Origin of the sequence: Jatrophihabitans lederbergiae (assembly GCF_031845305.1) — a bacterium.
GTDB lineage: Bacteria > Actinomycetota > Actinomycetes > Mycobacteriales > Jatrophihabitantaceae > Jatrophihabitans_A > Jatrophihabitans_A lederbergiae.
In genome coordinates, this window is sequence record NZ_JAVREH010000009.1 from 99,635 (window position 1) to 124,573 (window position 24,939).

Below are 24,939 nucleotides of genomic sequence, written 5' to 3' on the forward strand. Positions count from 1 at the left end.
CCCGACCGATCCGGCCGCCGGCCCTTCTTTCCACCAAGGAGACCCGATGAATGAGTTCACCGTTCCGTTGTCCCGCCGGGGCTTCCTCGGCGCTGCCGGCACGCTGGGCGGTGCGCTGGCGCTGGCGGCATGCGGCGGGCAGAGCAAGCCGCCTGGTGCCGCCGGTGGTCCGACCGGTGCCGCCGCCGGTGGTTCCTACACCGGTCCGAAGGTGACGCTGTCCTTCTGGAATGGCTGGACCGGCGCCGACGGCGACTATGCCAAGAAGATGATCAACGAGTTCAACGCCGCGACGCCGAACGTCAAGGTGAACATGAACGTCTTCCAGTGGGCGGACCTCTTCCAGAAGATGCCGGCCGCGGTGACCAGCGGCAACGGCCCGGACATCGCCGCCATGCACATCGACGACATCCCTACCCAGGCGGCACAGCGTGTGATCGTGCCGATCGACGCGGTGGCGAACAACCTGCAGCTGAACCAGTCGAACTTCGCGCCGGCGGTGTGGCAGGGCGGTATGTACAACGGCAAGCGCTACGGAATTCCGGTGGACGTCCACTGCCTGGGCCTGTTCTACAACAAGGACCTGTTCGAGAAGGCCGGCCTGGACCCGGAGAAGCCGCCGACGAACAAGGACGAGTACATGAACGCCCTGGACAAGCTGAAATCAAAGGGCATCGCGGGCAGTTGGGTCAGCCCGTTCCAGTTCACCGGTGGTCTCATGTACCAGTCACTGCTGTGGCAGTTCGGCGGCGACCTCTTCAACAGCGACGTCACGAAGGCAACGTGGGACTCCGACGCCGGCATCTCGGCGCTGACCTGGATGACCGACCTGGTCAAGCACGGCTACAGCCCGAAGAACGTCGGCCAGGATGCGGACTACGTCGCTCTGAAGAACAGCAAGAACGCGCTGAACTGGCAAGGCATCTGGCAGGTCAACGAGGTCACCAAGCTCACCAATACCCACATCGGCCTCGCGGCGCTTCCCAAGATCGGTGAGAAGGGCGGCGTCTGGGGCAACTCGCACCAGTTCGTGCTCCCCCGCACCCAGGGCAACGACGCCAACAAGGTGTCGGCTGCGGCTTACTTCGTCAGCTGGTTCACCAAGCACGAGGCCGACTGGGCCAAGAGCGGCAAGGTGCCCGCCGAGAACAAGCTGGCCGCGAGCACCGACTTCACCTCCATCCCCGGTCTCAAGCCGTTCGCCGACGAGGTGCCCGACGTGCATTTCCCGCCGGCGGTCGCGGGTGTCGGTGACGCGATGACGGCGATGTACGACGCGGTCAACGCAGCGGTGCTGGGCAAGTCCGACCCGGCCGCCGCGCTGCATTCCGCGGCGAACAAGGCATCGCAGATCCTGGCTCAGAACAAGAAGAAGTACGGCTGATCATGACGGCCACCGAGGCACGAACGGCGACGGCGGCGACGGGCAGCAGCACCTCTGCCCGGCGCATCCGCCGCAGCGGCTGGGCGACGCCGTACCTCTTTCTCGCTCCGTACGGCGTGCTGTTCATCGGGTTCATCATCCTGCCGGCGATCTACGGCATCTGGATCAGCCTGCACGACTACGACTACCTGCTGCCGCACCAGCCATGGGTGGGTTTCCAGAACTACCTCGACCTGTTCAAGTCCGGCTCGCGGGACGGGGCCGACTTCTGGAAGAGCATGCGCGCGACGGCGATCTTCACGATCTTCAGCGTTCCGCTGCTGGTCGTGATCCCGCTGGCCATTGCCGTCGTGCTGAACCGGAAGTTTCCGGGACGCACCTTGTTCCGGGCGATCTTCTTCACGCCGTACGTCCTCGGTGTGGCTGTGGTCGGTGTGCTGTTCCGGTTCCTGCTCGACCCGACCATCGGCCTGCTGAACTACTACCTCGGCATGATCGGGTTCAGCGGCACCACCCCGTGGACCACCCAGGTGCCGTGGGCGTGGGTCGGCCTCGTCGGCATGACGGTCTGGTGGACGCTGGGCTTCAACGCCATCATCTACCTGGCCGGCCTGCAGGACATCTCGCCGGAGCTGTACGAGGCAGCCGAGGTGGACGGCGCCACCAACTGGGACAAGTTTCGCAACATCACGCTGCCAGGTTTGCGCCCGGTTCTGCTGTTCGTGCTCACGCTGACCCTGCTGGCCTCGGCCAACATGTTCGGGCAGTCGTTCCTGATCACCAAGGGCGCACCGGACAACACGACCCGGACGGCGATCTTCTACATCTCCCAGGTCGGCCTGCAGCAATACCGGCAGGGCATCGCGGCCGCCATGAGTTACATCGTCGCCATCATCCTGATCGGCATCAGCTTGCTGAACTTCAGACTGTTCCGGGAGAAGGACTGACATGACGACCCTTGCATCCGGTAGTTCCGCGGCGGACATCGAGCCGGATCCGAATGAGCCCGGGACCGAGCAGGCCCCCCGGCAGCCGGCCGCCAAGACGCCGCTCGGTCAGGTGCTCTTCTGGCTGATGCTGATAGTGCTGACCGTCATCTTCCTGGCACCGCTGCTGTGGATGATCAGCACCTCGTTCAAGACGCACGAGGACGCGACGAGGTTGCCGCTGTCCTGGATACCGCGGCCGTGGGACATCGGCTCTTACCGGACGCTGTTCGGCTCCGGCTCGGCGAACCCGGTGCTGCGGTGGTTCCTCAACAGCATCGTGGCGGCGGCGGCGAACTCCATCCTGATCGTCGCGGTCGACGCCGCGGCCGCCTACGCGCTGGCACGACTGGACTTTCCCGGTAAGAAGCTCATCTTCGGGACGGTCATCACGACGATCTTCCTGCCCGCCTTCGTGTTCCTGATCCCCAACTTCCTGATCGTCAGCAAGCTGGGCTGGCTGGACTCGCTGTGGGCGATCATCGTTCCCAGTGCCGGTGGCGCCTTCGGGGTGTTCTTCCTGAGGCAGTTCTTCTCCACGCTGCCCAAGGAGCTGGAAGAGGCGGCGATCATCGACGGGGCCAACCAGTGGCGGATCTTTACCACGGTGATCCTGCCGCTGTCGAAGCCGGCGCTGTCCACCCTGGCGGTGCTGTCGTTCCTCACCAACTGGAACGACTTCCTGTGGCCGGTGTACGTGCTGTTCAGTCCGAACAAGCTGACGCTGCCGTCTGGCCTGGCGAAACTGCAGAACGCCGCGACGGTGGACTATCCGATCATCATGGCCGGAGCCGTGGTCGCCAGTGTCCCGGTGATCATTCTGTTCATCATCGCGCAGCGGCAGGTCATCGAGAGCGTCTCGCGCAGTGGCCTGAAGGGCTGAGTTCGCTTGCGACTCCAACCAGCCGTGCTCGCGGGAGCCCTGGCAGCCCTACTTACCGGCTGCGGCGGCACCTCCCAGCCGGCGTCCCAGTCGGCCAACTCAGGCAGTGCGGGCATGTCGGCTTCGACTTCGGGATCGGCACCGGCACCGGCACCGGCAGCGGGTTCGTCCAACTCTGTGCTGGGCAAACGCTATTCCAACCCGGTATATGACCAGGACTTTCCCGATCCGGCGGTGATCCAGGCAGGCACGCGGTACTACGCCTACGGGACGCAGGGCGGCGGGTCCAACATCCAGGTGCTCACCTCCCCCGACCTCACGACCTGGACCACCGCGGCGGACGCGCTGCCGAACGTGGGCACGTGGGCCAGCACGGGAAGCACCTGGGCGCCCGAGGTGGTGGCACTGTCCGGCAGGTACGTGATGTTCTACGTCGCGCACGACAACAAGTCCGGCAAGCAGTGCATCGGACGGGCAGAATCGGCCGAGCCCAGCGGCCCGTTCACCGACACGCGATCGGCGGCGCTGATCTGCCAGACCGGCCTGGGCGGCTCCATCGACCCGAATCCGGTGCGGGCCGCCAACGGCAACCTCTATTTGTACTGGAAGAACGACGGCAACTGCTGTGACAAGCCGGTGCAGCTGTGGGTACAGCAACTGGCGCCGGACGCCGGCAGCGTCAGGGGCTCCCCGGTGGCCCTGCTCTCCAACACCCGAGGCTGGCAGGGCAATCTCATCGAGGCGCCCGAGATGGTCAGTCACGGCGGACGGTACTTCCTGTTCTACTCGGCCAACGACTACGCCTCCGACAAGTACGCCGTCGGATACGCCAGCTGCCAGGGGCCGACCGGTCCGTGCACCGATCGCTCGACCAGCCCTTTGCTTGCCTCGGACGGGGCGGCTGCCGGTCCCGGGCATTGCTACGTCCTGAATCTGAAGGATGGGTCGAGTGTGATGTTCTTCCATGCCTGGCAGCCATCGGCCATCGGCTCGTCCTCTCCCGGTCGCCAGCTGTGGCTCGAGCCGTTGGTCTGGCACAACGGCCTGCCCTCGGTTCACCAGCCGAGCTGACCCGCCAGCCCTCGACCCGCCCGCGCTGTGACAGCGGCGCGCGACCTCACCCCGCGGCACGACCGGCGCTCCGGCGCCCCATCGTGCCCCGATCGGAGAGCCCTACATGACAACCATCGCGGCACTGGGTGTCGCCCTCTGTCCAGAACCAGCCGTAGACCAGGGGGACCCGTTTCTGCTCGAGGTGCCCGAGCTCTACCGCGCCGAGGTTCCGTACCGCTTCTATGTCTACGTCACCGCGCCGGGGTTTCCGGTGTACGGGTCGAACAGCCTGCTGGACCCCGCCGGCTGGCGGCGGGTCGGCGAGAGCCACCCCGGCGTCGACGCCGACCGGTGGTGCTGGGCACCCTGCGTCCGGTTCGTCGAGGGCCTCGACCGGCCCTGGGTGATGCTCTACTCGAGAGCCGACGGGACCGGTGAGACCGAGGGTCACCAGGGCCATCGGTTGCGCCGGGCGGACAGCACCTCGCCGGCCGGCCCGTTCGCCGACTCCGGTGAGGTGCTGACACCGCAGCTCGACTTCGCCATCGATCCGGACGTGTACGTCACGCCCGAGGGAACCAGTTGGCTGTACTTCGCCGTCGACTTCGTCACCGACGAGCCCTACGGAACCGGCATAGTCCGCGCCCGGATCAGCCGGAACCTGCGACGGCTGGAATCCGACCCCGTCGTGGTCGCGCGCCCCTCAGCACCCTGGCAGGTTTTCGACCCGAAGCGCTCGATGCCGTGGAAGGACATTCCCGGCGTGCGCTGGGAGGACTCGGAAACGGTCCGGTGGTCGACCATCGAGGGCCCGGCTGTGCTCACGTCGCCGCGTGGCCGGGAGGTGGTGTTGTACAGCGGTGGCAATTTCAACGACTTCTACGGCGTGGGCATCGCGGCCGCCGGCTCTGATGGCTCCTGGTCCGACCTGAGCCCGACTCCGGAGCGCAGCCTGCTGGGGCCGCGTCCGGCGGACGGGCTGTTCGGACCCGGCCACTGCAGCGTTCTCGTGAGCGACGGGCAGACCTTCATGTGCTATCACTTTCGGACCGAGCCGTCGGCGCCGAGACAATTCGGCATCATCGCCCTGGAATGGGACGCCGATACCGACCTGCCCCGGTTGGCGGCCGATCAGCAGCTTTGAGGCTGGTGGACGATCTCCCCGATACCGGATCCAACAAGAACCGGGAGTCGTGGGGCCAGGGAATCGCCAACATCGTGACCGGCTTCTTCGGCGGCATGGGCGGCTGCGCGATGATCGGCCAGACGATGATCAACATCAAGTCCGGTGCGCGGACCCGGCTTTCCACTTTCCTCGCCGGCGTGTTCCTACTGATCCTGGTGGTGGTCTGCGGGGTGGTCAGCTCAGCTCCAGCCACGGAGGAAGCCGTACGGTAGGGCACCGGACAGGCGCGGTAGGGCACCGGGCCACTGGGTCGGCTTGGAAAGGCGAGGCGATGACCAGCGAGGACACCATCGGCGTTCCGACCCGGCCCGGCCCGGCAGCACGGATCAGCCTGCCAAGGTCCTACGTCTCCCCCACCATGCTGCGATTCCTGGCCAATGAGGCCGGCAGCGCGGTGTTGCTCCTCGCTGCCACCGTCGCGGCCGTGGCGTGGGCGAACATTCCTGGTGCTCGGTACGAGGCCTTCTGGAGCACCCAGACGCTGTTCCGGGTCGGGACGTGGTCCACCTCGCTGGATCTGCGGCACTGGGTCAACGATGCCGCGATGGCGGTGTTCTTCCTGGTGGTCGGCTTGGAGATCAGCCGCGAGGTGACGGTCGGCGAGCTGCGCAACCGGCGCACGGTGGTGGTGCCGGCGCTCGGCGCGGTCGGTGGCCTGGTACTGCCGGCCCTGCTGTACCTGGCGTTCGAGCACAGCGGCCCGGCCACGACCGGCTGGGGCATTCCGATGTCCACCGACACCGCGTTCCTGATCGGCATCCTCGCGCTGTTCGGCCCGCGATGCCCCGACCAGCTGAGGCTGTTCCTGCTCACCCTGGCGATCGTCGACGACATCGGCGCGATCGTGGTGATGGCCTTCTTCTACACGCCGAAAGTCTCGGCTCCCGCGCTGGTGGCCGTGCTGGTGCTGTTCCTCGCCCTCGCCTTCCTGCGCTGGGCGCGGGTGTGGCAGCTACAGCCCTACATCCTGGTGGGCCTCGCGCTCTGGTGCGCGGTGTACGCCTCCGGACTGCATCCCACCCTCGCCGGCGTGCTGATCGGCCTGCTGGTACCCGCGGCCCGGGTGGACGTGGCGCAAGGGGATCGCGTTCGGTTCTACGGCAAGGCCGCAATCGAGCGGGCCGATCCGGTGACCGCGCGGCTCGCGGCGGCCGCGGCACGCGCCACGGTTCCCGCCAACGACCGGCTGCAGAACGCCTTGCACCCGGTCAGCGCGTTCGTCGTGGTGCCGGTCTTCGGGCTCGCCAACGCGGGGGTGCTGCTCAACGGCCACGCGTTGCGCTCGGCGGCAACGTCCGGCATGACGATGGGCGTCATCGTGGGTCTGCTCGCCGGCAACGCCATCGGGATCTCCGCGATGACCTGGGTGGCGCTGCGCAGCGGCCTGGGCGACCTGCCGGGGAGGGTCCGCTACGGTCACCTTCTCGGTGGCGCGGTCCTGGCGGGCATCGGCTTCACGATCTCGCTGTTCATCACCGACCTCGCCCTTACCGACGAGGTGCTGCGCCGGGACGCCAAGATCGGGGTGCTGGCCGGTTCCGTGCTCGCGGCGGCGCTCGGCTCGGTGCTGCTGCGCTACCTCGGCGAGCGGCTGCCGCTGTGCAGCATCGACGAGGTGGAACCGCCGGCGCTGCCGACCGGACCCTGGCTCGACCCGACGCTGCTGCCCGGCTGAGTTCCCGGGCTGACTCACGGGCCAACAGCCTCGCGCAGCGCCGCCAGCTCCAGCCGTCCGTGGTAAGGCTCGCCGTCGAGGAACAGCGTCGGGGTTCCGCACACCCCTGCCACGACGCCGGCGCGGTAGTCGGCCTCCACAGCGGGCCGGAACGCCTGCGCGGGTACGCCGACCACGCCGGTCACCCCGGCGGAGTCGGCGTACACCGTGAGGTCGGCGTCGGTCAGCCGGTCCTGGTGAGCGAACAACAGGTCGTGCAGCTGCCAGAACCGGTCGCCCGCCGCCTCGGCCGCCAGTGCCGCGGTCAGCGCGAACGGATGCACCGTGAAGAGCGGGAAATGCCGGAACACCAGCCGGACCCGGCCGCCCGATCCGTCCACCAGCTCCTTCAGCACGGGAGCGGCGGCACGGCAGTACGGGCATTGAAAATCACCGTATTCGACCAAGGTGACCGGTGCTCCACGCTCGCCGTAGACGTGCCGATCCAGGTCGACGGCGGGGTCGACCTGAACCGTTCGCACGCCGGTCATGGTGTCCACTCAGGCCGTCAGCGGGCTCAGGCCTCTACGACGCGCTGGAGTTCGGCGTCCCACGCCTGTCCCAACGTCCACTCGCGGTCGGCGAGTTCGCGGTAGGTCGCCACCGCCTCGGGTGTGGCGGGCAGATCGGCTTTGATCAGTGCGAGCCGCGCTTCGGTGGCCGCGACGTAATCCTTGGTCAGCTCCGCGAACTGGTCGTCGGTCATGGCGTCCATCGTGTCTCCCTCATTGTCTGTTGGTGGCGACAGTGTCTGTTGGTGGCGACAGTGTCTGTTGGGTGCGGCATCGTCTGCTGGGTGCGACATCGTCTGCTGGGTGCGACATCGTCTGCTGGGTGCGACATCGTCTGTTGGGTGGCGACGCCGTCGCCTCCGGCGAATCGCACCGGATTGACGAGGTGCGGCTTACCTCGACGATCATCGCCTCACGGTAACCGACGAACCCCGGTGCCACTAGCGGTTGGAGCACCGGTGCCGAACGCCGCCACGTCGCGAAGAACTGAGCCGGCTCGGGACGCCGCTTGCTCCGGATAGGCTGCTGCCTTCGGATCGAAGCGCAGGCAGGAGTCCAGTCGTGGAGGAACGGCAGCACTCGGCTACGCCGCCGATAGACCCCGATATCGATTTCGGTCCTGGTGTCGGTTCTGGTGTCCATGGCGGCAGGTCGGGCACCTGGCGCGACGGCGAGGCCGCGGTTCTCTGCGTGATCTCGGCCGGCGGGGTGCTCGGTGCCGTGACCCGCTACGAGGCGTCGCTGGCCTGGCCCACCGCGGCGGGGGCGTTTCCCTGGACCACGCTGGCGGTCAACGTCGCCGGCTGCGCCCTGATCGGCGTCCTGCTCGTGCTCGTCGGCAGTGTCTTTGCCCAGCAGCGGTTATTGCGCCCGTTCCTGGGCACCGGGGTGCTCGGCGGGTTCACCACGTTCTCGACCTATGCCGTCGACATCCAGCGCCTGATCGCGACCGGGCATCCGGCGCGAGCATTGAGCTACCTGATCGGCACCGTCCTGGCGGCGCTGGCCGCGGTGACCGCCGCGACCTGGCTCAGCCGGCACGCGGTACGTGGGACAACCGGATGACGCTGCTGCTGGTGATCATCGGGGCGGCGGTCGGTGCCCCGCTGCGGTACGTCACCGATCGGACGGTCCAGTCCCGGCACGACACGGAGTTTCCATGGGGCACCCTCACCGTCAACGTCGCGGCGTCCCTGGTGCTGGGGATGCTGACCGGCGCGGTGGTTGCCGGAGCCGCCTCGCACAACCTGCAGGCACTGCTGGGCACCGGGCTGTGCGGTGCGCTGAGCACCTACTCGACGTTCTCCTACGAGAGCATGCGGCTGGTCGAGCGCGGATTGCGCCGGCCGGCGCTGGCCAACGTCACGGCGAGCGTGGTGGCCGGCGTGGGCGCCGCGTTCCTCGGCGCCGCGATCGCACACGGGCTCTGGGCCTGACTCAGCCGGTTGTGCCGCGTCCGGTCCGCCACTCGACGGCCCCCAAGCGGCACGCTTCGGCCAACCCCGCGCCGGTTACCCCCTGCCGCGCAGGATGTTCAGGAACTTCTGCCCGTAAGGAGCCCGTTGGTGCTCGTCGGCCAGGTAGCCGCTGTCGTCCTCGATGCGGTTGGCGTACCGGGCGAATCGCCACAGCGCCACGACAGTGACGAGAAATACTCCGAGTAGCACCGGCCACACCCACATACGCGGTCACGATGCCACATCCGCACCGCCATGCGAAGGGGACGAACAGAACCAGCGTCACCCGTGGGGACACAATGGCTCGAACCTCCACAGGCGGCCGAGCTTGGCCGAAATTGATCAAAGCTGTTGACTTTTGATTGTTCGGGCGTTTAGCTCCATGTCACCCCCCATCACCATGCGCAACGTCAAAGCCGTGAATGAACGACTCTGTTTGCGCAGCCGACCCCTCGGAGGCGCCACATGGCCCACGATCCCCACGCTCCGTCCCAACCCAGCCCGTCGACGAACACCTCAGCGGGCGGACTGGGTCGCCGCCGCTTCCTGCAACTGGGCACCGCGACCGGTGTCGGTCTCGCGGCGAGCACGCTCATCCCCGCCGACGTGGCCTCGGCCGCCGAACCCAACCACCCGACCGTCGATCCGAACCACCCGGTCTGCTCCCCCTCCAGGACCGCGGTGACTCCGGTCTTCGACCCGGTGCGGCCGCCGGCGATTCCGCTGGTGGTTCGCTCGCCGTACCTCAGCACCTGGCTTCCCGCCGACAACCTGCCGGGGACCTGGCCGACGTTCTGGACCGGCCGGATCACCGCCATGGCCGGCCTCGCCACGATCGACGGCACGTCGTTCCTCTTCCTCGGCGCGCCCGGCCTGCCCAACGCCAATCCTTTTCCGACGATGCGGCAGTTGTCGGTGACGACCATCGCCACCAAGTCCGAGTTCGTGCTCGAGCAGGCCGGGGTGGAGCTGACGGTCAGCTTCCTGTCGCCCGTCGAGCCCGGTGACCTCAAGCGCCAGTCCCAGCCGCTGAGCTACATCGCGATCTCGGCGCGCGGCATCGACGGCAAGCGCCACAAGGTCTCGGTCTACTTCGACATCTCCGGTGAGTGGGCGGCGGCGGACTCCGGTCGCTCGATCACCTGGGACGAGCAGCGGTATTCCGGCAGCGGCACCAACCTGATCAGCCTCACCTACGCCCAGTCAGCCCCGCGCGTGCTCGCCGAGGACGCCGACACCGCCGAGTGGGGAACCGTCGTGGTGTCCAGCGAGGACCGCTCCGGCCTCAGCTGGCAGATTGGCGCGGACACCGACGTCCGCAGCCAGTTCGTCGGCAAGGGCGCGCTGCTGGACACCGTCGACCAGCGCAAGCCCCGGCCGATCAACGACCACTACCCGGTGTTCGGCTTCGCTCTCGACCTCGGATCGGTGAGACACAGCCGGTCCGCGCCCTTCCTGGTCAGCATCGGCCACCTCCGTGAGCCCGCGATCAACTACCTGGGCGAGCAGCTGCCACCGCTCTGGAAGAGCTATTACCCGACGTGGCAGGCCATGGTGGCGGCGTTCCACGCCGACTTCCCGGCCGCGGTGCAGCGAACCGGCCGGCTGGACCAGAAGATCCACCGCGATGCGACCCGGGCCGGCGGCGCGGACTACGCGGCACTGTGCGCGCTGTCCCTGCGCCAGGCCTACGCCGGCACCGAACTGGTGAGCCGCAACGGCCGACCCTGGGCCTTCCTCAAGGAGATCTCCAGCGACGGCAACGTTTCCACGATCGACGTCACCTACCCGTGCATGCCGGTGTTCCTGTATGCCGATCCGGCCTACCTCGGCATGATCCTGGCGCCGACGCTGGACTACGTCGAGAACCATGGCTATCCCAAGACCTTCGCGCCCCATGACCTCGGTTCCAACTACCCGAACGCGACCGGTCACCTCAACGGCACGGGTGAGGAGGACATGCCCGTCGAGGAGTCGGCGAACATGCTCATCATGACCGCGGCGTACCTGGCGCGGATGCCGGCAGCCAGCCAGGCGGCGTTCGCCACGGCGCACTACCCGATCCTCAAGCAGTGGGCCGAGTACCTGGTCGACAATGCGCTGGACCCGAACCTGCAGAACCAGACCGACGACTTCACCGGCTTCATCGCGCACAGCGTCAACCTGGCCCTCAAGGGCATCATCGGCGTCGGGGCGATGAGCCAGATCGCCATGATGGCGGGCAACAAGGCCGACTCCGCCGGGTATCTGGCCACCGCGCGCAGCTACATCAGCCAGTGGCGGCAGAAAGCCACGGACGCGGCCGGTGACCACCTGAAGCTCGCCTACGACCAGGACGGCACCTGGAGCCTGAAGTACAACGGCTATGCCGACCGGCTACTGGGACTGCACCTGATCCCGGCGTCGGTGGCGGCCGTCGAGGCGCGCTGGTACCTGTCCCGGGCGAGTACCTACGGCGTGCCGCTGGACATCCGCCACCAGTACACCAAGGCCGACTGGGAGTTGTGGACCGCGGCTTGGCTCAAGGACCACGCCGAGATCCGGGACGTGCTCGTCGCGGGCGTGTACGCCTTCGCCAACACCTCGGCTCAGCGCGTCCCCATGACCGACTGGTACGACACCGTCACCGATCGCCAGGTCGGCTTCCAGGCGCGTCCGGTCGTCGGCGGCTTCTTCGCCCTGCTGACGGTCTGACCTCGGCGCTCAGGTCCGGCCGATCAGGGATGCCAGCAGGCCCCTGATCGGCCGGGTCAGTTCAGGTGCCGCTGCCAATCGGCCGGAACGCGGTCGGCCGGTGCGGGCGCGGGCTGGTCGAGCGGATGGAACTCCGGAGGCGCCAGCGCCGGACCGTCGTAGTAGTCCTGGGTCTCATAGCTCCAGAACCAGTCCTCCCCCGGTTCGAAGCTGCGGATGATCGGGTGGCCGGTCTCGGCGGCGTGCTTGCTCGCGTGCTGGGACGGCGAGGTGTCACAGCACCCGATCTGCCCGCACTCCGCGCACCGGCGCAGGTGAAACCACCACGACCGGCTCCGCTCGCAGTCGGCACAGCCGGTTCCGCTCGGAACCGCCGCCGCATTGATGCCGTTGGCCATGCTCAGCTCTCCTCTGTCGTGCGGCTGGTGAGTGGCAGCAGCACCTCGAAACCGGTGTCGCCGGGGACCGTGCGGCAGGAGTGCCAGCCGAGGGTGGCCAGCGCTTGCCGCAGGAAACGACAGGACGTCTCGACAACCAGGCCGATGGCGGGCAGCTGCCGGATGTCGGGTCGAACATGGCGTAAAGGTACCGCCCGGTGGAGCTGATCCCCCGCCACCAGCTCTTGGACGTCACGACAGCCGCGGGGGCGGGGCGGGCAGGGCCGGCGCCGCACGCGATGATGTGCCGGTGACCACCACTCTGGGCGTTGTCTTCCTACCGTTCCTGCCGCCGGAACAACTGCGCGAGGCGGCCCAGGCCGCGGAGGCGGCGGGCCTGGAAGAGCTCTGGCTGTGGGAGGACTGCTTCCGCGAGAGCGGCATCGCCGCGGCCGCGGCCGCCCTGGCCTGGACCACCCGCCTGCGCGTCGGGATCGGTGTGCTGCCGGTGCCGTTGCGCAACGTGGCCCTGACCGCCATGGAGCTGGCCACGCTCGCGCGGATGTTCCCCGATCGGCTGCTCGCCGGCGTGGGGCACGGGGTGCAGGACTGGATGCAACAGGTCGGCGGCCGGGTCGCCTCGCCGCTCACCCTGCTGCGGGAGCAGACCACGGCGCTTCGCGCCCTGCTCGAGGGCCAGACCCTGCAGACGGCCGGCCGCTACGTGCACCTGGACGACGTCGCGCTGGATTGGCCGCCGGCCTTCCCGCCGCCGCTGCTGCTGGGCGCCGTCGGCCCGAAGACCCTGTCGCTGTCCGGTGAGCTGGCCGACGGCACGATCCTCACCGGCGCAACGACGCCCGAGCAGGTCGCCTCCGCGCGCGAGACCATCGACGCCGCGCGCCGCGAGGCGGCCGTCAGCCGTCGGCACACCGTGACCGTGTACCTGCCCGCGGCGACCGGGCCGGACGCCGGCGACCGGCTCGCGCGGGAGCTCACGGAGTGGGGCATGGGCACGGACAGCGGCATCGGCGTCGCCGGGAACGCGGCAGCCATCGCCGCGGCCGCGCAACGCTACGTCCTGGCCGGAGCCGACACCATCGTCTTCCAGCCCACCCGGGACGAACCCGACCTGGCCGGGTTCATGGGCGTGATAGCTCGTGACGTGCGGGCGCTGATGCCCTGACACTGGCTGTTTGGGCACTCCGTGCCGGCTGCGCCGTCAGCCGGAACTCCAGTCCAGCTCCTGGAACTCCCGCCGCAGACGCTGTCCCTTCTCCGTAGAGATTGACCCGACCCAGGCCAGCTGCCCCGCCAGCCGCTCGCGGAATTCCGGTACCGGCCTGCCACCTGCCTGGCTCGCGACACCGTGCACGGCACAGTTGTGCAGCACCGCCCTGAGCCTGTCGAGCTCTCGCCGGTCGATGGACGGCTTGACGTTCAGCACCGTTCCCAGCACCGCCTGTCGCCGGGAACTGCGCAGCACCGCCGTCTTGCGCTCGGCAAGCCGGAATCCCTCGGCGCGGGCGATGTCGCGCACCCCGGCAAGCAGCGCGCCGACCGCCAGGTCCTCATCGCCGCTGAAGAGCAGGTCGTCGACGTAGCGGGTGTATCGCGCGCCGACCGCCTCGCCCAGCAGGCTGAGCCGGTGGTCCAGGGAGTACGCGAGGGCGTTGGCGATCCCCGGCGAGGTCGGTGCCCCTTGCGGCAGGTGCGGTGCCGCCAGCCGGTGCAGGCCGCGCCGATGCGCGTCGATCGACCCAGGCCGGACGGGCCGCGGCAGCGACCGGAGCACCTGGCTCGGTACCGCCGCGGTGACCAGCCCAGCCAGTACCACGGCCGTTCCGGAATCGTCCAGGCCGATCAAGTCGAACAGGCCCCGCACCCGCGGCCGGGTGATCGAGGCGAAGAATGATTCCAGGTCACAGCGCACGAGGACCTGCCGGCCGCTGTGCGCCTCGACGCAGGTTCGCACCGACCGGCCCGGAACAGCGCCGTGCGCGGCCGGATGCAGCGGGATCGCGCCGACGAAGTGGGCCAGCAGCCGACGCTGGATCTCCCGCAGCCGGGGCTTGGGAATCTCCAGCAGCCGGATCTTGCCGCGCTCCTCCGGCAGCGATCGGTACCGGTAGTGCCGCAGCGGCCCGGACGGCACCCTGCGGTTGCGCAGCTGCAGGTCGGCGAACCAGTCCAGCTCGCTCTCGGTCAACCACAGCAACCGGGCAAGCTCGGACCGGGTGGTGATCGCCACCATCGGCCGGTGCAGCCGCGGCGAGTTGTGCGGCGGCGGTGCTGCCGGTAGCGGTGGCGGCGATAACGCGGGCTCATCGGTGATCTCGGGCCACTTCGCGACGAATGCGGCGAGTTCGGCGGCCCCCGGACGGTCCGGCCAGCGCCGCAGCAGGGCAGCCGTGAAGTCCCGGAGCTGGGGACTGGCGATGAGCCAGCCGAAGTGGTGCGCGCACCGCAGTTCCACCGGTTGCGCCGACCACGGACCGGTGAGTACGGCGGCCGCCAGGCCGAGACGGATCATCGCCGTCGGCCGAGGACGGTGGTCCTCGCGGCAGTGCTGCCTGTGTGGCTGACCCGGATGTGGCCGAGGCGGACGTGGCCGACCCGGATGTGGCCGGCGCGGGGCGGCCCATCTCGCTCCGCGCGCCCGTCCTCTGCCGCCTGCTGCGGTCCTGGGCGTGCGCCGCCGAGGCTTGCTGATGCCGCCTCCCGCGGGGTAACCCCGCAGGGACCGGTCGAACCGGTCATCCCGCCTCCGCGCCGACTCACCCGAGCACGGTAGCGCCTCCCGGCCGGGTGCGCAGGCCGTTGGGTACGTCAGCCCTCAGTCGGCCGCGCCGGACCGCCGACCGGCAACCAGCCGCCGATCAGCAGCAGCCAGCCGGAACTGAGCAAGGTCCGGAGCCGCTCCGCACTACCGATGTCCGCGCCGGTCAGCAGCAACGCCAGATCGAGCAGGGCCGTCGCCGCGACGCACAACCCGAGCCCGAGAGACAGCGGTCCGAACACCGGCCAGCACGGCCGGGCGAGAACACCGAGCAGCACCGCGCCACCGGCAATGCCGATAAGACCCGCCAGGCCCGAGTCGGTGTGCACCGCGCTCAGCTCCCCTACCAGGCCGCCGGCCGTATGCGCGACGGCGCAGGATGCGGTGGCGGTCACCTCACAGCGCATGCTGGACGCGCCGTCCACCACCGAGCCGAGGCCCGCCATCGTGAGCAGCGCGCAGGCCCAACGCATGTGGGGCAGCCGAGCCAGCAGCGACCACATCGACGCCGCCGTTGCCAGCATGGCCAGGCCCGCGACGACGTCGGAGAGCCGGTAGAGCCAGCTCCACGGCTGCCCGGGGGCCTCCAGCTCGCTGATGAACCCGCGGCGCGTCGAGCCGGCTCCGGTCAGCGGGCTGAGCAGGAACGAGGTGTAGCACAGGGCGGCGAGCACGGCAGCGCCCGCGCCGAGCCGGGTGACCAGCACCGTGGGCGGTGCCAGCTGCCTGATCCCGGTCACCGGTCGTCCCATCGTTGACTGCTGCCACCGCCGAGAGAGGTCAGCCGCACCCATACCGTCAGGGTGAGCAGGATCAGGGCGAAGCCGAAGGCGATGTCCTCCACCGGAGCGAACGCGATCCGGACACCGAGGATGGCCCCGGGGTCGTAGCGGACGATGGACAACCCGGTGAGGGTGCCGTTGACCAGCAACTGGAAGAACAGCATGATCGCGTACGCCAGCCAGAACCCGCTCGACCGCAGCAATCGCGTGCGGAACACGGCAAGATCGAGGACCGCTGCTAGCAGGACGGCGACCGAGGCGAGCGCGGTGTAGCTCATCGCGTGTCGGACCGATCGGAAAGCCGGGGTGGAGCCGACGGCGTCCTGCTCCGGCGACAGCGGATCCCCTCATAGGTCAGTACGGCGGCGATCGGGATGACGACGAAGAACAGCGCCTCCTCCAGCGGCAGGCTACCCGGCAGCACCACCCCGGTCATCCACCGCGGGTCATAGCTCCACTGCCGGCGGCTGATCGCGTACAGATCCCACACCACGAACAGCGCGAAGCCCGGCGCGATCGCCAGCAGCAGTGTCCACAGCCGCGAGAACACCCTTGCTTTCAAAGCAAAATCGAGCGGAAGCGTGAGAGCGAGACAACCCGCCAGCAAGCCGAGGTAGCTGAGATGGCGCACGACTACTCCGCTCGCCGCAGGTTCAGTGGACCGGACGGGGCGAGCGTGATGCCGGCCTTCGGACGCGGATCGCCGCCGACCGCGCTCAACCGGCCGTCCGCGAAGGCATCGAGCACCGTACGTAGCACGAGGCGGGCGAAGGAGCTGCCCAGACAGGTTCGCTCGCCGGCCGCGAAGGGCACGAATCCCCATGCCGGTATGGGATCGGCGAACCGCTCCGGCCGAAACGCGGTTGGTTCCCACCACAGTGCCGGATCGCGGTGTGTCAGGTACGGGCTGTACAGCACGAGCGTGCCGCGGGGAATGTCGATGTCGTCGAAGCTGGTGTCCTCGGCGGCCCGCCGGCTGCCGAGCCACCCGGCCGGATAGAGGCGCAGCACCTCGTTCACCACCGCGGCGCGGTCGTGCGCGAACAGCTCAGGATCGCTGGCAACGTGATGCAGCAGCCACGCGAGGGTGTGCGCCGTGGTGTCGTAACCGGCACTGAGCGCGACGCGGATCTCGTCCACCCCGCCGGGGAGGTCGCGGAACGCCACACCGAGGCAGTCGTCGGGAGCCGCGGGCAACGCCCGTTCCAGTGCCCGGTTCATTCGCCGGAACAGCAGTGGCCGCCGCAGGAACGGCACCGGCAGCGGCGCGTCCAGGGGCCGCAGGAAGTCGGCCAGCATCGACTGCGGAAAGGCCCCGGAGAAGAACGTGGCGCACAGGATCTCGCGCACGATGCCCGACGACCAGCTCACCGCGTCGAAGTCGCCCACCGGCAGCCCGCGCCGGACCACCTCGCCGATCCGCGGGGCGAGCGCCTCGATCGGCTGCCGGGCGAAGGCCGGGTTCAGCTCCGCGCGGCGCTGCCGGTGCTCCGGCGCCTCGGTCTGCACCAGCCCGGCGGCGAGGTGCGGTGACAGGCCGCTCATGCTGCCCCGGCTGCGGAACAGATCGAGGTTTCCGAGCACGAAGCGGTTCCAGTCCGGGGAGTAGCCGACGATGGCGCTGCGCCACAGCCGCAGTCCGAACACCGGGCCGAGCGCGGCGCCTTCCTCCAGCAGTTGCAGCGGTTCGCGTCCCCACCGGCCCAGGTGCCCGACCGGTGGCTGCGCGCGCGGGAAGGGCGGTTTCACGAGTACGTCCGGCCCTTCCACTGCTGCTGCCGGCGCATTGCCTGCACCGCGAGCGGAAGGAAAGCGATCGGGCTCAGCGGGGTCAGCACCGCCTGCCACATCCGCGCCCGGTCGCACTTGAGGGCGACGAGGGCACGCTCGGCGACCCCGAGCGCCAGCGGCAGCAGCCACCGCCGTTGCCGGACCGAGGCGGCCAGCGGCAGGCTGTACGCGGCCAGCTGCCAGGCCGCTGCGGCGCCCAGCAGCAGCCGCGAGCCGCCGGTCACCGGGAGCAGGCCGCGGCTGAGGCCGGTCACGACCTCTCGGTAGCCGCAGTACATCCGGGTCCGCACCAGGTCGCCGCCGAGCGCCAGCCCCAGTCGCAGGCCGGCCCCGCGGGCGTGCCTGGCCAGCGCCACGTCCTCCACGATCTCGCCGCGCACCCCCGCGAAGCCGTCGAGTTCGGCATAACCGGCCCGGGTGAACGCCAGCAGCGAGCCGTTCGCGGTGGCGGCTGCGGGAACGTCGGCGGACAGCAGTCCGAACGGCAGGAAGCACAGCAGTACGTCGTCGATCAGCGGTGTCACCAACGCCTCGCCGAGGCTGCCGGTCAGCTGGCGGGGAAAGACCGAGAACACCTCCGCGCACTGGCGCAGCAGTTCCCGCACGACCGCCTCGACGGCCCCCTCGGCAAGCAGCACGTCGGCGTCGCAGTACACCAGCAGCTGGCCGGACGCCGCGTTCCCCAGTTGCTGGCAGGCCCAGTTCTTGCCCACCCATCCCGGTGGCGGGGGCGTCCCCACCATCACCCGCGCGATCGGTGAGCCGTCGAGCAGGGCGTTCGCGATGTCCGAGGAACTGTCGGTGGATTCATCATCGAGCAGGACGAGTTCGGTAACGCCCAGCTGCGCCAGCATCGCCGGCAGCGTGCGTGGCAGGTTCTCGGCTTCATTGCGCATCGGAACCAGCAGGGACACCGTCGGCGACTCTCGCCGGTCGGCTGGGGTGCGGCAATCTGCCGTCCGCAACACCGGAAACTGGATCAGGTTCACGGTGAGCGTGGCGAGCTTAGCCAGCAGGAACGCCACGACAGCCCGGAACAGCAGGGTCATCGCCTGCCCACCCGGGAGGACCACCGGTCGATCCGCTCGTCCCAGCTCGGCCGTCCGGCGATCACCCGCTCGAAGCCGGGCACCGGCTCGCGGGGATCGCCGTGCCGCAGTTCGGCGTCGAGTCGACTGACCAGGCTGCCGAGCTCGTCGGACAGCCGCTCGGGCCGGCACGGCGGTGCGATGTCCACCAGCGCCTCGGGATACTGGTGACCCCGCGCGATCACCCGCACCGCGACCGGCACCAGCGGCGCGGGCGCCTGCCGCGCCAGCCAGGCCGCTCCCGGCGACAGCTCACCCAGCGGCCCGGCCGGCGTCAGCTCACCCTCGGGGAACAGCACCAGCACCCGGCCGTCTCGAAGGCTCTGCAGACCTTGCCGGACGCGTTTGGTCGAGATGACACCGATGCTGGTGAGGAACCGATAGTCACCGAGGTTGTCGCCGTCCATCATCAGGGCGGCGCTGCGATGCCGTTCCCGTAGCACAGCGGCGGCGACGAAACCGTCCCACCAGCTCTGATGGTTGGCCGCCCAGACGCAGCTGCTCGCGGGCAGCACACCACGCACCCAGACGCCGCGCAGGCCGCGCCGCACCAGCTGTTCGAAGCCGAAGCCCAGCGCGCGGGCTGACACCGAGGGGTGCTGCTGTGTCATCGACTTTCCGTTCCCGGCCTGACAGCCAGTTGGCGAGGCGACTGTGGTCGAACCTAGAGTGACTCTAACATCGGGTAGGCGCGGGTCAGCAGTACCCGCCGCACGAAGTAAGCACAGGAAGAAGGCGATCATGGGCCTGACCCCCCGCGTGGTGCCGGGCCGCACCGACGAGGTCGTCATCGTGGGCGCCGGGCTCGGCGGTCTCTCCGCCGCCTTGAGACTGGCCGGCGCGGGCCGCCGGGTCACCGTCGTGGAGCAGGGCGACGAGCCCGGCGGCCGGGCTGGCGTGCTGCGCCAGGGCGGCTACCAGTTCGACACCGGGCCCACCGTCCTGACGATGCCCGAACTGATCGACGAGGCGCTGGCCTGCGTCGGAGAGCGGCTGGCCGACCGGCTGGACCTCCTGCCGCTCAGTCCTGCCTACCGCGCCAACTTCGCGGACGGCTCGCGGATCGACGTGCACACCGATCCGGAACGGATGGCCGCCGAGATTCGCGAGGTCGCGACGGAGCGGGACGCCGACGGCTACCTGCGGCTGGTGGCCTTTCTGCGACGGCTGTACGAGCTGGAGCAGTCCAACTTCATCGACCGCAACCTCGATTCACCGCTGCAACTCGTGGGCACCGCCGGCATCAAGTTGCTGGCACTCGGCGGCCTGCGCCGGCTCGCTCCGAAGATCGGGCAGTACCTCGTGGACGACCGGCTGCGGCGGATCTTCTCCTTCCAGGCCATGTACGCCGGCCTGGCGCCGCAGGACGCGCTGGCCATCTACGCGGTGATCTCGTACATGGACACCGTCGCCGGGGTCTACTTTCCGCGCGGCGGCATGCACGCAGTCCCCCGGGCGCTGGCCGCCGCGGCCGCCGATCACGGAGTCTCCTTCCGCTACGGCACCAGAGTCGCTCGCATCGAGGTGGCCGGTGATCGGGCGAGCGCGGTGCACACCAGCAATGGCGAGCGCATCGCCGCCGACGCGGTGGTGGTAAACGCGGATTTGCCCACGGCTTATGAGCAATTGCTGCCGGAGCGGTATCGTCCACGACGGCTGCGCAGGCTGCGCTACTCCCCCTCGTGCGTGCTGCTGCACGCCGGATCGAGCACCGCCTACCCGGACCTGGCGCACCACTCGATCTTCTTCGGCCAGGCCTGGCGGCAGACGTTCTCCGAGATCATCGACGAGGGCCGGTTGATGAGCGATCCGTCCTTCCTGGTGAGCAATCCCAGCCGGACCGACGCCACCCTGGCCCCGGCGGGTGGCAACAGCTACTACGTCCTGTTCCCGACACCCAATACGCGTGCCCCGATCGACTGGAAGGCCGTCGGCCCGCGCTACCGGGACGAGATTCTGCGGACCCTGGACCAGCGCGGACTGCCGGGTTTCGAGCACGGCATCGAGGTCGAAACCCTGGTCACCCCACGGGACTGGGAGGAGCAGGGCCTGGCCGCGGGCGCGCCGTTCGCGGCTGCGCACACCTTCGCCCAGTCGGGCCCGTTCCGCTTTCCCACGCTGGACCGCCGGATCGAGAACCTGGTCTTCTGTGGCTCGAACACCCAGCCTGGCGTGGGGATTCCGATGGTGCTGCTGTCGGGAAAGCTGGCCGCCGCCCGCATCACCGGCAGCGCGTCCGTGGCGGGCGAACTCTCGTTGGCGCGCAGTGCGAGGCGGCCGCTGTGATCGAGGGCCCGGGGCTGCGCGAGCAGCGCAAACGACGGACGCGGGAGGCCATCGCCGGCGCCGCCATGTCACTGTTCTTCGAACATGGCTACGACGCGGTGACCGTCGCCGAAGTGGGCCGCAAGGCCGGTGTCTCGACCGCCACGGTGTTCAACTACTTCAACGCCAAGGAGGATCTCTTCTTCGACGAGGTCGCCGAACTGCAGGCCGCCATGGTGGAATCCGTCCGCCGGTGCCGGCCGGGTGAGTCCGTGCTGGCAGCGTTGCAGGCGCAGGTGGTGTATCAGCTGACCGCGGGACGGCCGGACTCCGCATCCGATGAGGTGGTCCGGTTCCACTCCGCCATCGTCGCGAGCGAGGATCTGCAACGCCGGGAACAGCAGATCCAGTTGGAGCGCCGGGTGGTTCTCACCGGGGCGCTGGCCGAGGCGCTCGGGACCGAGTCGGGGACCGTTGGCGCGGAACTGGCAGCCGCCCAGTACCTGGCAGCCGAAGGCGTGATCGCCGCCAACCTGCGCACGAAACTGCTCGGCGGCCAATCCCTGGCGGCGGCATTGCGCGAGCTCGAACCCTTGATCGACGAGGTGTTCCGCACCCTGCGCACCGGGCTCGGACCGCTGGCGAAGACCGCCGAGCCGCCGTCCGTGGTGGTGACCCCGTGAGCCGCGGCGCGCGGCTGGAACTGCTCGCGGCCGATATCACCGATCCCGAGGTGCAGGCGGGTTACCAGCAGGCCCGGATGCTCAATGCCCAGTACGGCAAGACCTATTACCTGGCCACCCTGTTGCTGCCGCGGGAGAAGCGGCCGTACGTGCACGCGCTGTACGGCTTCGCCCGCTACGCCGACAACATCGTCGACGACCTCGACCCGGGGCTGACCACCGCCGAGCGAGCGTCGCGTTTCGGCGCCTGGACGGACGCCTTCCTCGCCGACCTGAGTCGCGGCTCGTCGGCGGACCCGCTGTGCCGGGCGGTCCTCGACGCCATCGCCCGCTGGCAGATCCCACCGGAACTCTTCGTCGACTTCCTGAACTCGATGCGGATGGATCTGGTGGTCACCGGCTTCCCCACGTACCAGGATCTCGCCGAGTACATGTGGGGCTCGGCGGCCGTGATCGGCTTACAAATGCTGCCTATTCTCGGACGCAACGACAGCGCCGGATCGGAGGAGGCGCTGCGCCAGCCCGCGATCGACCTCGGCATGGCGTTCCAGTTGACCAACTTCCTGCGCGACATCGCCGAGGACCTCGACCGCGGCCGGATCTACCTTCCGCGCGAAACCCTGGACCGGTTCGGGGTGGATCGCTCGGACCTGCACGAGGCGCGCCGCAGCGGGACGGCCACCGCGCCGATCCGCGACGTGATCGCCTTCGAGGTGGCGCGGGCGCGGCAGCTCTACCGGTCCGCCGAACCGGGAATCGCCATGGTGCACCGCACCTCCCAGGATTGCCTCCGTACCGCCTGGACGTTGTATGCGGGCATCCTCGACGAGATCGAGGCGGTGGACCTCAATGTGTTCAGCGGCCGGGTGTCGGTCGGCCTGGGCCGACGGGCGCGGGTCGCCGGCGGGGGCCTGCTGCACGCCTGGTGGACCCGCCGGTTCAGCTGAGCAGCAGCCGGTTCAGCGCCGCCCGTGCAGCGGCGTCCTCGGCCGCCAACGCGCTCACCTCGTCGGCGAAGACGCGCACCCACTGGCTCACCGTCACCGTGGCGCGGCTGATGACCACGCCCCGGACGACATGGGCGATCACCGGCTCCGGGCGTCCGCTGCGACTCTGACCCATGCTCAGCACCTTCTCACCCAGGCTGACCCGGACACTGACCGGAGTCCCTGCCCTGCCGCGCATCCGGTCGGACACGCTGCGCTCGTACTCGACGTCCACGGTCCCCGCGGGCAGCGCATCCGACAGCACGCCGGTCAGCACCTGCGACAGCGAGGCCACGTCGGCACGGTCGCCGCTGAGCGCCTCGATCAGCCGTCCGAGCGGTGGCACGTCGCCGGCCGGAAAGAGCTCGTTCATCCTGGTTGCCCCTGAAGTCGTAAAGGAAATTCGGCAGTGGGTCAGTCGGTGAGCGGCAGCACCAGCGCCGGAGTGGCGATCTGGTGGTCCTCGCGGATGGGGCGGACCGCGGTGCCGATGGCGAAGAACTCGGTGGTGTGGCCACCCCACCGGTGCGGCAGCGACAGCAGTTGGACGCCGACGATGCCCTCGGCGTTCAGCTGCTCCGCCTCCGCCTGCATGCGGCTCATCGCCAGCTCCCGGGCGTCGTAGAGGGCTTCGGTGAACTGCGGAATCTCGACGTTCGCCCCGATATTGCCGATGGCCTGGAAGAACCGCTGGTGCGCGATGTGATAGACGCAGGAACCCATCGTCATGCCCAGCGGGGCATACCCGGCCTGCAGCAGCGTCCAGAAGTCCTGACCGGACAGGTCCGAGGTGAACGGCTGACCCTTGTTGTTGCGCCAGCTGAAACCGTCCGGCGTGCGGCTGTGCGCCTCGTCCGCCTTGACCGCCGTCCCGATGGCAACGAACTCGGCAAGGTCGGAGCCGAACTCCTTGAAGTCGATGTCCAGCCGGACCCCGACGATGCCGTCGGCGCCCAGCGCGGCGGCCTCGGCCTCCATCCGGGTCATCGCCAGCTCGCGGGCGTGGTACATCGCCTGCGAGAGGGTGTCGAGCTCCATATTCTTGCTCCACTTACCGATCTGCAGACCGACGTGGTAGATGCTCGACCCCAGCACCAGGCCCAGCGGTCGGAAACCGGCCTCGCGCACCAGCAGGAACTCGTTCACGCTGAGATCAGAGGTGAAGAGGCTGCCGGGCTGGCCCGGGCGCATGCCGGTCAGCCGGCGCATCGCGTCCTCGGGAATGCCGAGTTCCTGTGCTGGTGTCCCCATGGCTGCTGTCCTGCTTTCGGCTTGATCGAAGGGGTTCATCGGGTCGGGCGGGTCGGCAGGATGGTGAGGGTGCCGGCTCTCGTGCCGGCGCCGCCGGCAGCTCGGGACGAGGCGGTGCGCCCGAAGGCGGCGATCGCGGTGCCGGTGACCATCGCCTCGGCGACATGGTCGGTGTGCCCATCGCTCGGCTCGATCTCCCACATCTTCAGCGACATGCCCGAGATCACGCCGCCGTCCGCCCCGGCCGTGGCGATCTTGCGCGCCAGCTTGTCGCGAGCCGCCGCACGGGTGTGCTGGACCAGTTCGGTGTAGCCGGACACCTCGACGTTTCTGGTGTTGAACAGGCCAGACCCTGCCTGGGCACGGGTCTGGTAGTCGTCGTGACGGATCGCCACCTCGAGTCCGTACTGGAGCGCGACCGGTATCCAGCCCGACATCACCAGCTTGGCGAAATCGGTGCTGGGCAGCTCGGTGCTGAAGGGGGCCGCAGGCCGGGTGCCCGAGCGAGCGCGGACGGCAGTGCCGAGCGCCATGAACTCCCGGGCCTCACCTTGCAGGCGCTCCACAGTGAGCCGGACTCCGACGACGCCGTCGGCGCCGAGGGAGGCCGCCTCGAGCAGCATTCGGTGCAGCGCGGTGTCATAGCCGGTGTTCAGTGCGGAGACGTACGGCCCGTACCCGCTGAACCTGCTCGTCGCGGACTGGACCGGTACGCCGCCGCTGCTGAACATGCCACCGGCGTAACCAGCGCTGCCGTAACCACCGCCATAGGGCAGCCCGCAGCCCGCGTAGCTCGCCCAGCTGATGCGCTCGACGATGCAGCCCATCACCTCGCCGACGGTGTCGAAGCCGACCGACTCCAGGCTCGCTGCGGCCGGCACGGACAGCAGCGAGGTCCGCATCGGGGAGGAGCGGAACCGCTCGGCGCGGGCCTGCGCCACCGGCGGGAGCCCCCGCCCGTCCCATGTCGTCACACTCGTCCTCCCAGTGGTGCAGGGAGGACGCAGCTCATCCAGCTCCTCCCGGTGGTTCAGGGAGGATCATGCTCCTTCAAGCTGTGCCTCATCC

General features: G+C 69.2%; 29 protein-coding genes and 1 pseudogene. 15 read left to right on the forward strand and 15 right to left on the reverse strand.

Going from position 1 to position 24,939, the window contains the following annotated elements; genetic code table 11:
• Nucleotides 1–46: 46 nt before the first annotated feature.
• From RM423_RS09765 to nhaA, 7 genes and pseudogenes are all read left to right on the forward strand, one after another.
• Nucleotides 47–1,384, forward strand: a complete 1,338-nt coding sequence (locus tag RM423_RS09765; protein ID WP_311422833.1) for an ABC transporter substrate-binding protein — start codon at nt 47–49, stop codon at nt 1,382–1,384.
• 2 nt (nt 1,385–1,386) lie between these two features.
• On the forward strand, nt 1,387–2,331 hold the full coding sequence (locus RM423_RS09770) for a carbohydrate ABC transporter permease (protein WP_311422834.1): 945 nt from the start codon (nt 1,387–1,389) through the stop codon (nt 2,329–2,331).
• 1 nt (nt 2,332) lies between these two features.
• On the forward strand, nt 2,333–3,253 hold the full coding sequence (locus RM423_RS09775; RefSeq protein WP_311422835.1) for a carbohydrate ABC transporter permease: 921 nt from the start codon (nt 2,333–2,335) through the stop codon (nt 3,251–3,253).
• A gap of 114 nt (nt 3,254–3,367) precedes the next feature.
• Nucleotides 3,368–4,324 carry a glycoside hydrolase family 43 protein gene (locus RM423_RS09780; protein WP_311422836.1) on the forward strand — a complete coding sequence of 319 codons (957 nt, stop codon included), beginning with the start codon at nt 3,368–3,370 and terminating at the stop codon, nt 4,322–4,324.
• 106 nt (nt 4,325–4,430) lie between these two features.
• Entirely contained in the window at nt 4,431–5,450 is a 1,020-nt protein-coding gene (locus tag RM423_RS09785; RefSeq protein ID WP_311422837.1) for a family 43 glycosylhydrolase, read from the forward strand.
• Nucleotides 5,450–5,677: pseudogene (locus tag RM423_RS09790) on the forward strand (SulP family inorganic anion transporter); the annotation flags it as partial. The gene RM423_RS09785 and the pseudogene RM423_RS09790, both read left to right, overlap by 1 nt.
• 86 nt (nt 5,678–5,763) lie before the next feature.
• Nucleotides 5,764–7,167: a Na+/H+ antiporter NhaA gene (gene nhaA, locus RM423_RS09795; protein WP_311422839.1), complete on the forward strand. Its 1,404-nt coding sequence runs from the start codon at nt 5,764–5,766 to the stop codon at nt 7,165–7,167.
• A 14-nt stretch (nt 7,168–7,181) separates the two neighbouring features.
• Here the strand turns inward: nhaA and RM423_RS09800 are convergent, their stop codons facing one another.
• Together RM423_RS09800 and RM423_RS09805 are read right to left on the reverse strand one after the other, a co-directional pair.
• On the reverse strand, nt 7,182–7,697 hold the full coding sequence (locus RM423_RS09800) for a DsbA family protein (RefSeq protein WP_396327665.1): 516 nt from the start codon (nt 7,695–7,697) through the stop codon (nt 7,182–7,184).
• Between the two features lie 26 nt (nt 7,698–7,723).
• Nucleotides 7,724–7,921, reverse strand: a complete 198-nt coding sequence (locus tag RM423_RS09805) for a hypothetical protein (RefSeq protein WP_311422841.1) — start codon at nt 7,919–7,921, stop codon at nt 7,724–7,726.
• 358 nt (nt 7,922–8,279) lie between these two features.
• On the opposite strand from RM423_RS09805, the gene RM423_RS09810 reads away from it, so the two are divergent.
• Nucleotides 8,280–8,783, forward strand: a complete 504-nt coding sequence (locus tag RM423_RS09810; RefSeq protein WP_311422842.1) for a fluoride efflux transporter FluC — start codon at nt 8,280–8,282, stop codon at nt 8,781–8,783.
• The gene (gene crcB / locus RM423_RS09815; RefSeq protein ID WP_311422843.1) at nt 8,780–9,154 is read left to right on the forward strand and encodes a fluoride efflux transporter CrcB; all 375 of its coding nucleotides are present in this window, start codon (nt 8,780–8,782) and stop codon (nt 9,152–9,154) included. Before RM423_RS09810 ends, crcB begins: the two co-directional genes overlap by 4 nt.
• A gap of 75 nt (nt 9,155–9,229) precedes the next feature.
• Here crcB and RM423_RS09820 read toward each other — a convergent pair whose 3' ends face one another.
• Nucleotides 9,230–9,400 carry a hypothetical protein gene (locus RM423_RS09820; RefSeq protein WP_311422844.1) on the reverse strand — a complete coding sequence of 57 codons (171 nt, stop codon included), beginning with the start codon at nt 9,398–9,400 and terminating at the stop codon, nt 9,230–9,232.
• A gap of 240 nt (nt 9,401–9,640) precedes the next feature.
• Between RM423_RS09820 and RM423_RS09825 the strand changes: the two genes are divergently transcribed.
• Nucleotides 9,641–11,869: a glutaminase family protein gene (locus tag RM423_RS09825; RefSeq protein ID WP_311422845.1), complete on the forward strand. Its 2,229-nt coding sequence runs from the start codon at nt 9,641–9,643 to the stop codon at nt 11,867–11,869.
• A gap of 56 nt (nt 11,870–11,925) precedes the next feature.
• On the opposite strand, the gene RM423_RS09830 is transcribed toward RM423_RS09825, so the two are convergent.
• Nucleotides 11,926–12,267, reverse strand: coding sequence for a UBP-type zinc finger domain-containing protein (locus RM423_RS09830; RefSeq protein WP_311422846.1), 342 nt, complete (start codon nt 12,265–12,267; stop codon nt 11,926–11,928).
• Nucleotides 12,268–12,269: 2 nt separating this feature from the next.
• On the reverse strand, nt 12,270–12,485 hold the full coding sequence (locus tag RM423_RS09835; RefSeq protein WP_311422847.1) for a hypothetical protein: 216 nt from the start codon (nt 12,483–12,485) through the stop codon (nt 12,270–12,272).
• A 71-nt stretch (nt 12,486–12,556) separates the two neighbouring features.
• On the opposite strand from RM423_RS09835, the gene RM423_RS09840 reads away from it, so the two are divergent.
• Nucleotides 12,557–13,432 (forward strand): LLM class flavin-dependent oxidoreductase, encoded by an 876-nt coding sequence (locus RM423_RS09840; protein ID WP_311422848.1) that lies wholly within the window; start codon nt 12,557–12,559, stop codon nt 13,430–13,432.
• 36 nt (nt 13,433–13,468) lie between these two features.
• Here RM423_RS09840 and RM423_RS09845 read toward each other — a convergent pair whose 3' ends face one another.
• Nucleotides 13,469–14,779 (reverse strand): reverse transcriptase family protein, encoded by a 1,311-nt coding sequence (locus RM423_RS09845; RefSeq protein WP_311422849.1) that lies wholly within the window; start codon nt 14,777–14,779, stop codon nt 13,469–13,471.
• 44 nt (nt 14,780–14,823) lie between these two features.
• On the opposite strand from RM423_RS09845, the gene RM423_RS09850 reads away from it, so the two are divergent.
• Nucleotides 14,824–14,958, forward strand: a complete 135-nt coding sequence (locus RM423_RS09850) for a hypothetical protein (RefSeq protein ID WP_311422850.1) — start codon at nt 14,824–14,826, stop codon at nt 14,956–14,958.
• Nucleotides 14,959–15,075: 117 nt separating this feature from the next.
• On the opposite strand, the gene RM423_RS09855 is transcribed toward RM423_RS09850, so the two are convergent.
• From RM423_RS09855 to RM423_RS09880, 6 genes are read right to left on the reverse strand one after another with little or no spacing between them, the layout of a single operon-like run.
• Entirely contained in the window at nt 15,076–15,765 is a 690-nt protein-coding gene (locus RM423_RS09855) for a DUF998 domain-containing protein (RefSeq protein ID WP_311422851.1), read from the reverse strand.
• Nucleotides 15,762–16,085 (reverse strand): lycopene cyclase domain-containing protein, encoded by a 324-nt coding sequence (locus RM423_RS09860; RefSeq protein ID WP_311422852.1) that lies wholly within the window; start codon nt 16,083–16,085, stop codon nt 15,762–15,764. The genes RM423_RS09855 and RM423_RS09860 overlap by 4 nt, the downstream gene beginning before the upstream one ends.
• The gene (locus RM423_RS09865; RefSeq protein ID WP_311422853.1) at nt 16,082–16,438 is read right to left on the reverse strand and encodes a lycopene cyclase domain-containing protein; all 357 of its coding nucleotides are present in this window, start codon (nt 16,436–16,438) and stop codon (nt 16,082–16,084) included. Before RM423_RS09865 ends, RM423_RS09860 begins: the two co-directional genes overlap by 4 nt.
• Nucleotides 16,439–16,440: 2 nt before the next feature.
• Nucleotides 16,441–17,556 carry a cytochrome P450 gene (locus RM423_RS09870; protein ID WP_311422854.1) on the reverse strand — a complete coding sequence of 372 codons (1,116 nt, stop codon included), beginning with the start codon at nt 17,554–17,556 and terminating at the stop codon, nt 16,441–16,443.
• Nucleotides 17,553–18,647, reverse strand: coding sequence for a glycosyltransferase family 2 protein (locus RM423_RS09875; protein ID WP_311422855.1), 1,095 nt, complete (start codon nt 18,645–18,647; stop codon nt 17,553–17,555). Before RM423_RS09875 ends, RM423_RS09870 begins: the two co-directional genes overlap by 4 nt.
• Nucleotides 18,644–19,297, reverse strand: a complete 654-nt coding sequence (locus tag RM423_RS09880; protein ID WP_311422856.1) for a lysophospholipid acyltransferase family protein — start codon at nt 19,295–19,297, stop codon at nt 18,644–18,646. Before RM423_RS09880 ends, RM423_RS09875 begins: the two co-directional genes overlap by 4 nt.
• Before the next feature lie 130 nt (nt 19,298–19,427).
• On the opposite strand from RM423_RS09880, the gene crtI reads away from it, so the two are divergent.
• Genes crtI through RM423_RS09895 form a run of 3 tightly spaced genes read left to right on the forward strand, consistent with a single transcriptional unit; the run spans nt 19,428 to nt 22,581 of the window.
• A complete protein-coding gene (gene crtI / locus RM423_RS09885) occupies nt 19,428–20,972 on the forward strand; it encodes a phytoene desaturase family protein (protein ID WP_311422857.1) in 1,545 nt (514 codons plus the stop codon).
• Nucleotides 20,969–21,634 carry a TetR/AcrR family transcriptional regulator gene (locus RM423_RS09890; RefSeq protein ID WP_311422858.1) on the forward strand — a complete coding sequence of 222 codons (666 nt, stop codon included), beginning with the start codon at nt 20,969–20,971 and terminating at the stop codon, nt 21,632–21,634. The genes crtI and RM423_RS09890 overlap by 4 nt, the downstream gene beginning before the upstream one ends.
• Nucleotides 21,631–22,581 (forward strand): phytoene/squalene synthase family protein, encoded by a 951-nt coding sequence (locus tag RM423_RS09895; RefSeq protein ID WP_311422859.1) that lies wholly within the window; start codon nt 21,631–21,633, stop codon nt 22,579–22,581. The genes RM423_RS09890 and RM423_RS09895 overlap by 4 nt, the downstream gene beginning before the upstream one ends.
• On the opposite strand, the gene RM423_RS09900 is transcribed toward RM423_RS09895, so the two are convergent.
• The 3 genes from RM423_RS09900 to RM423_RS09910 are packed head-to-tail and all read right to left on the reverse strand — an operon-like array spanning nt 22,574 to nt 24,845.
• On the reverse strand, nt 22,574–22,993 hold the full coding sequence (locus RM423_RS09900; RefSeq protein ID WP_311422860.1) for a hypothetical protein: 420 nt from the start codon (nt 22,991–22,993) through the stop codon (nt 22,574–22,576). The genes RM423_RS09895 and RM423_RS09900 overlap by 8 nt on opposite strands.
• A 41-nt stretch (nt 22,994–23,034) precedes the next feature.
• A complete protein-coding gene (locus tag RM423_RS09905; protein WP_311422861.1) occupies nt 23,035–23,871 on the reverse strand; it encodes a heavy metal-binding domain-containing protein in 837 nt (278 codons plus the stop codon).
• 35 nt (nt 23,872–23,906) lie between these two features.
• Nucleotides 23,907–24,845: a heavy metal-binding domain-containing protein gene (locus RM423_RS09910; protein WP_311422862.1), complete on the reverse strand. Its 939-nt coding sequence runs from the start codon at nt 24,843–24,845 to the stop codon at nt 23,907–23,909.
• Nucleotides 24,846–24,939: the final 94 nt, after the last annotated feature.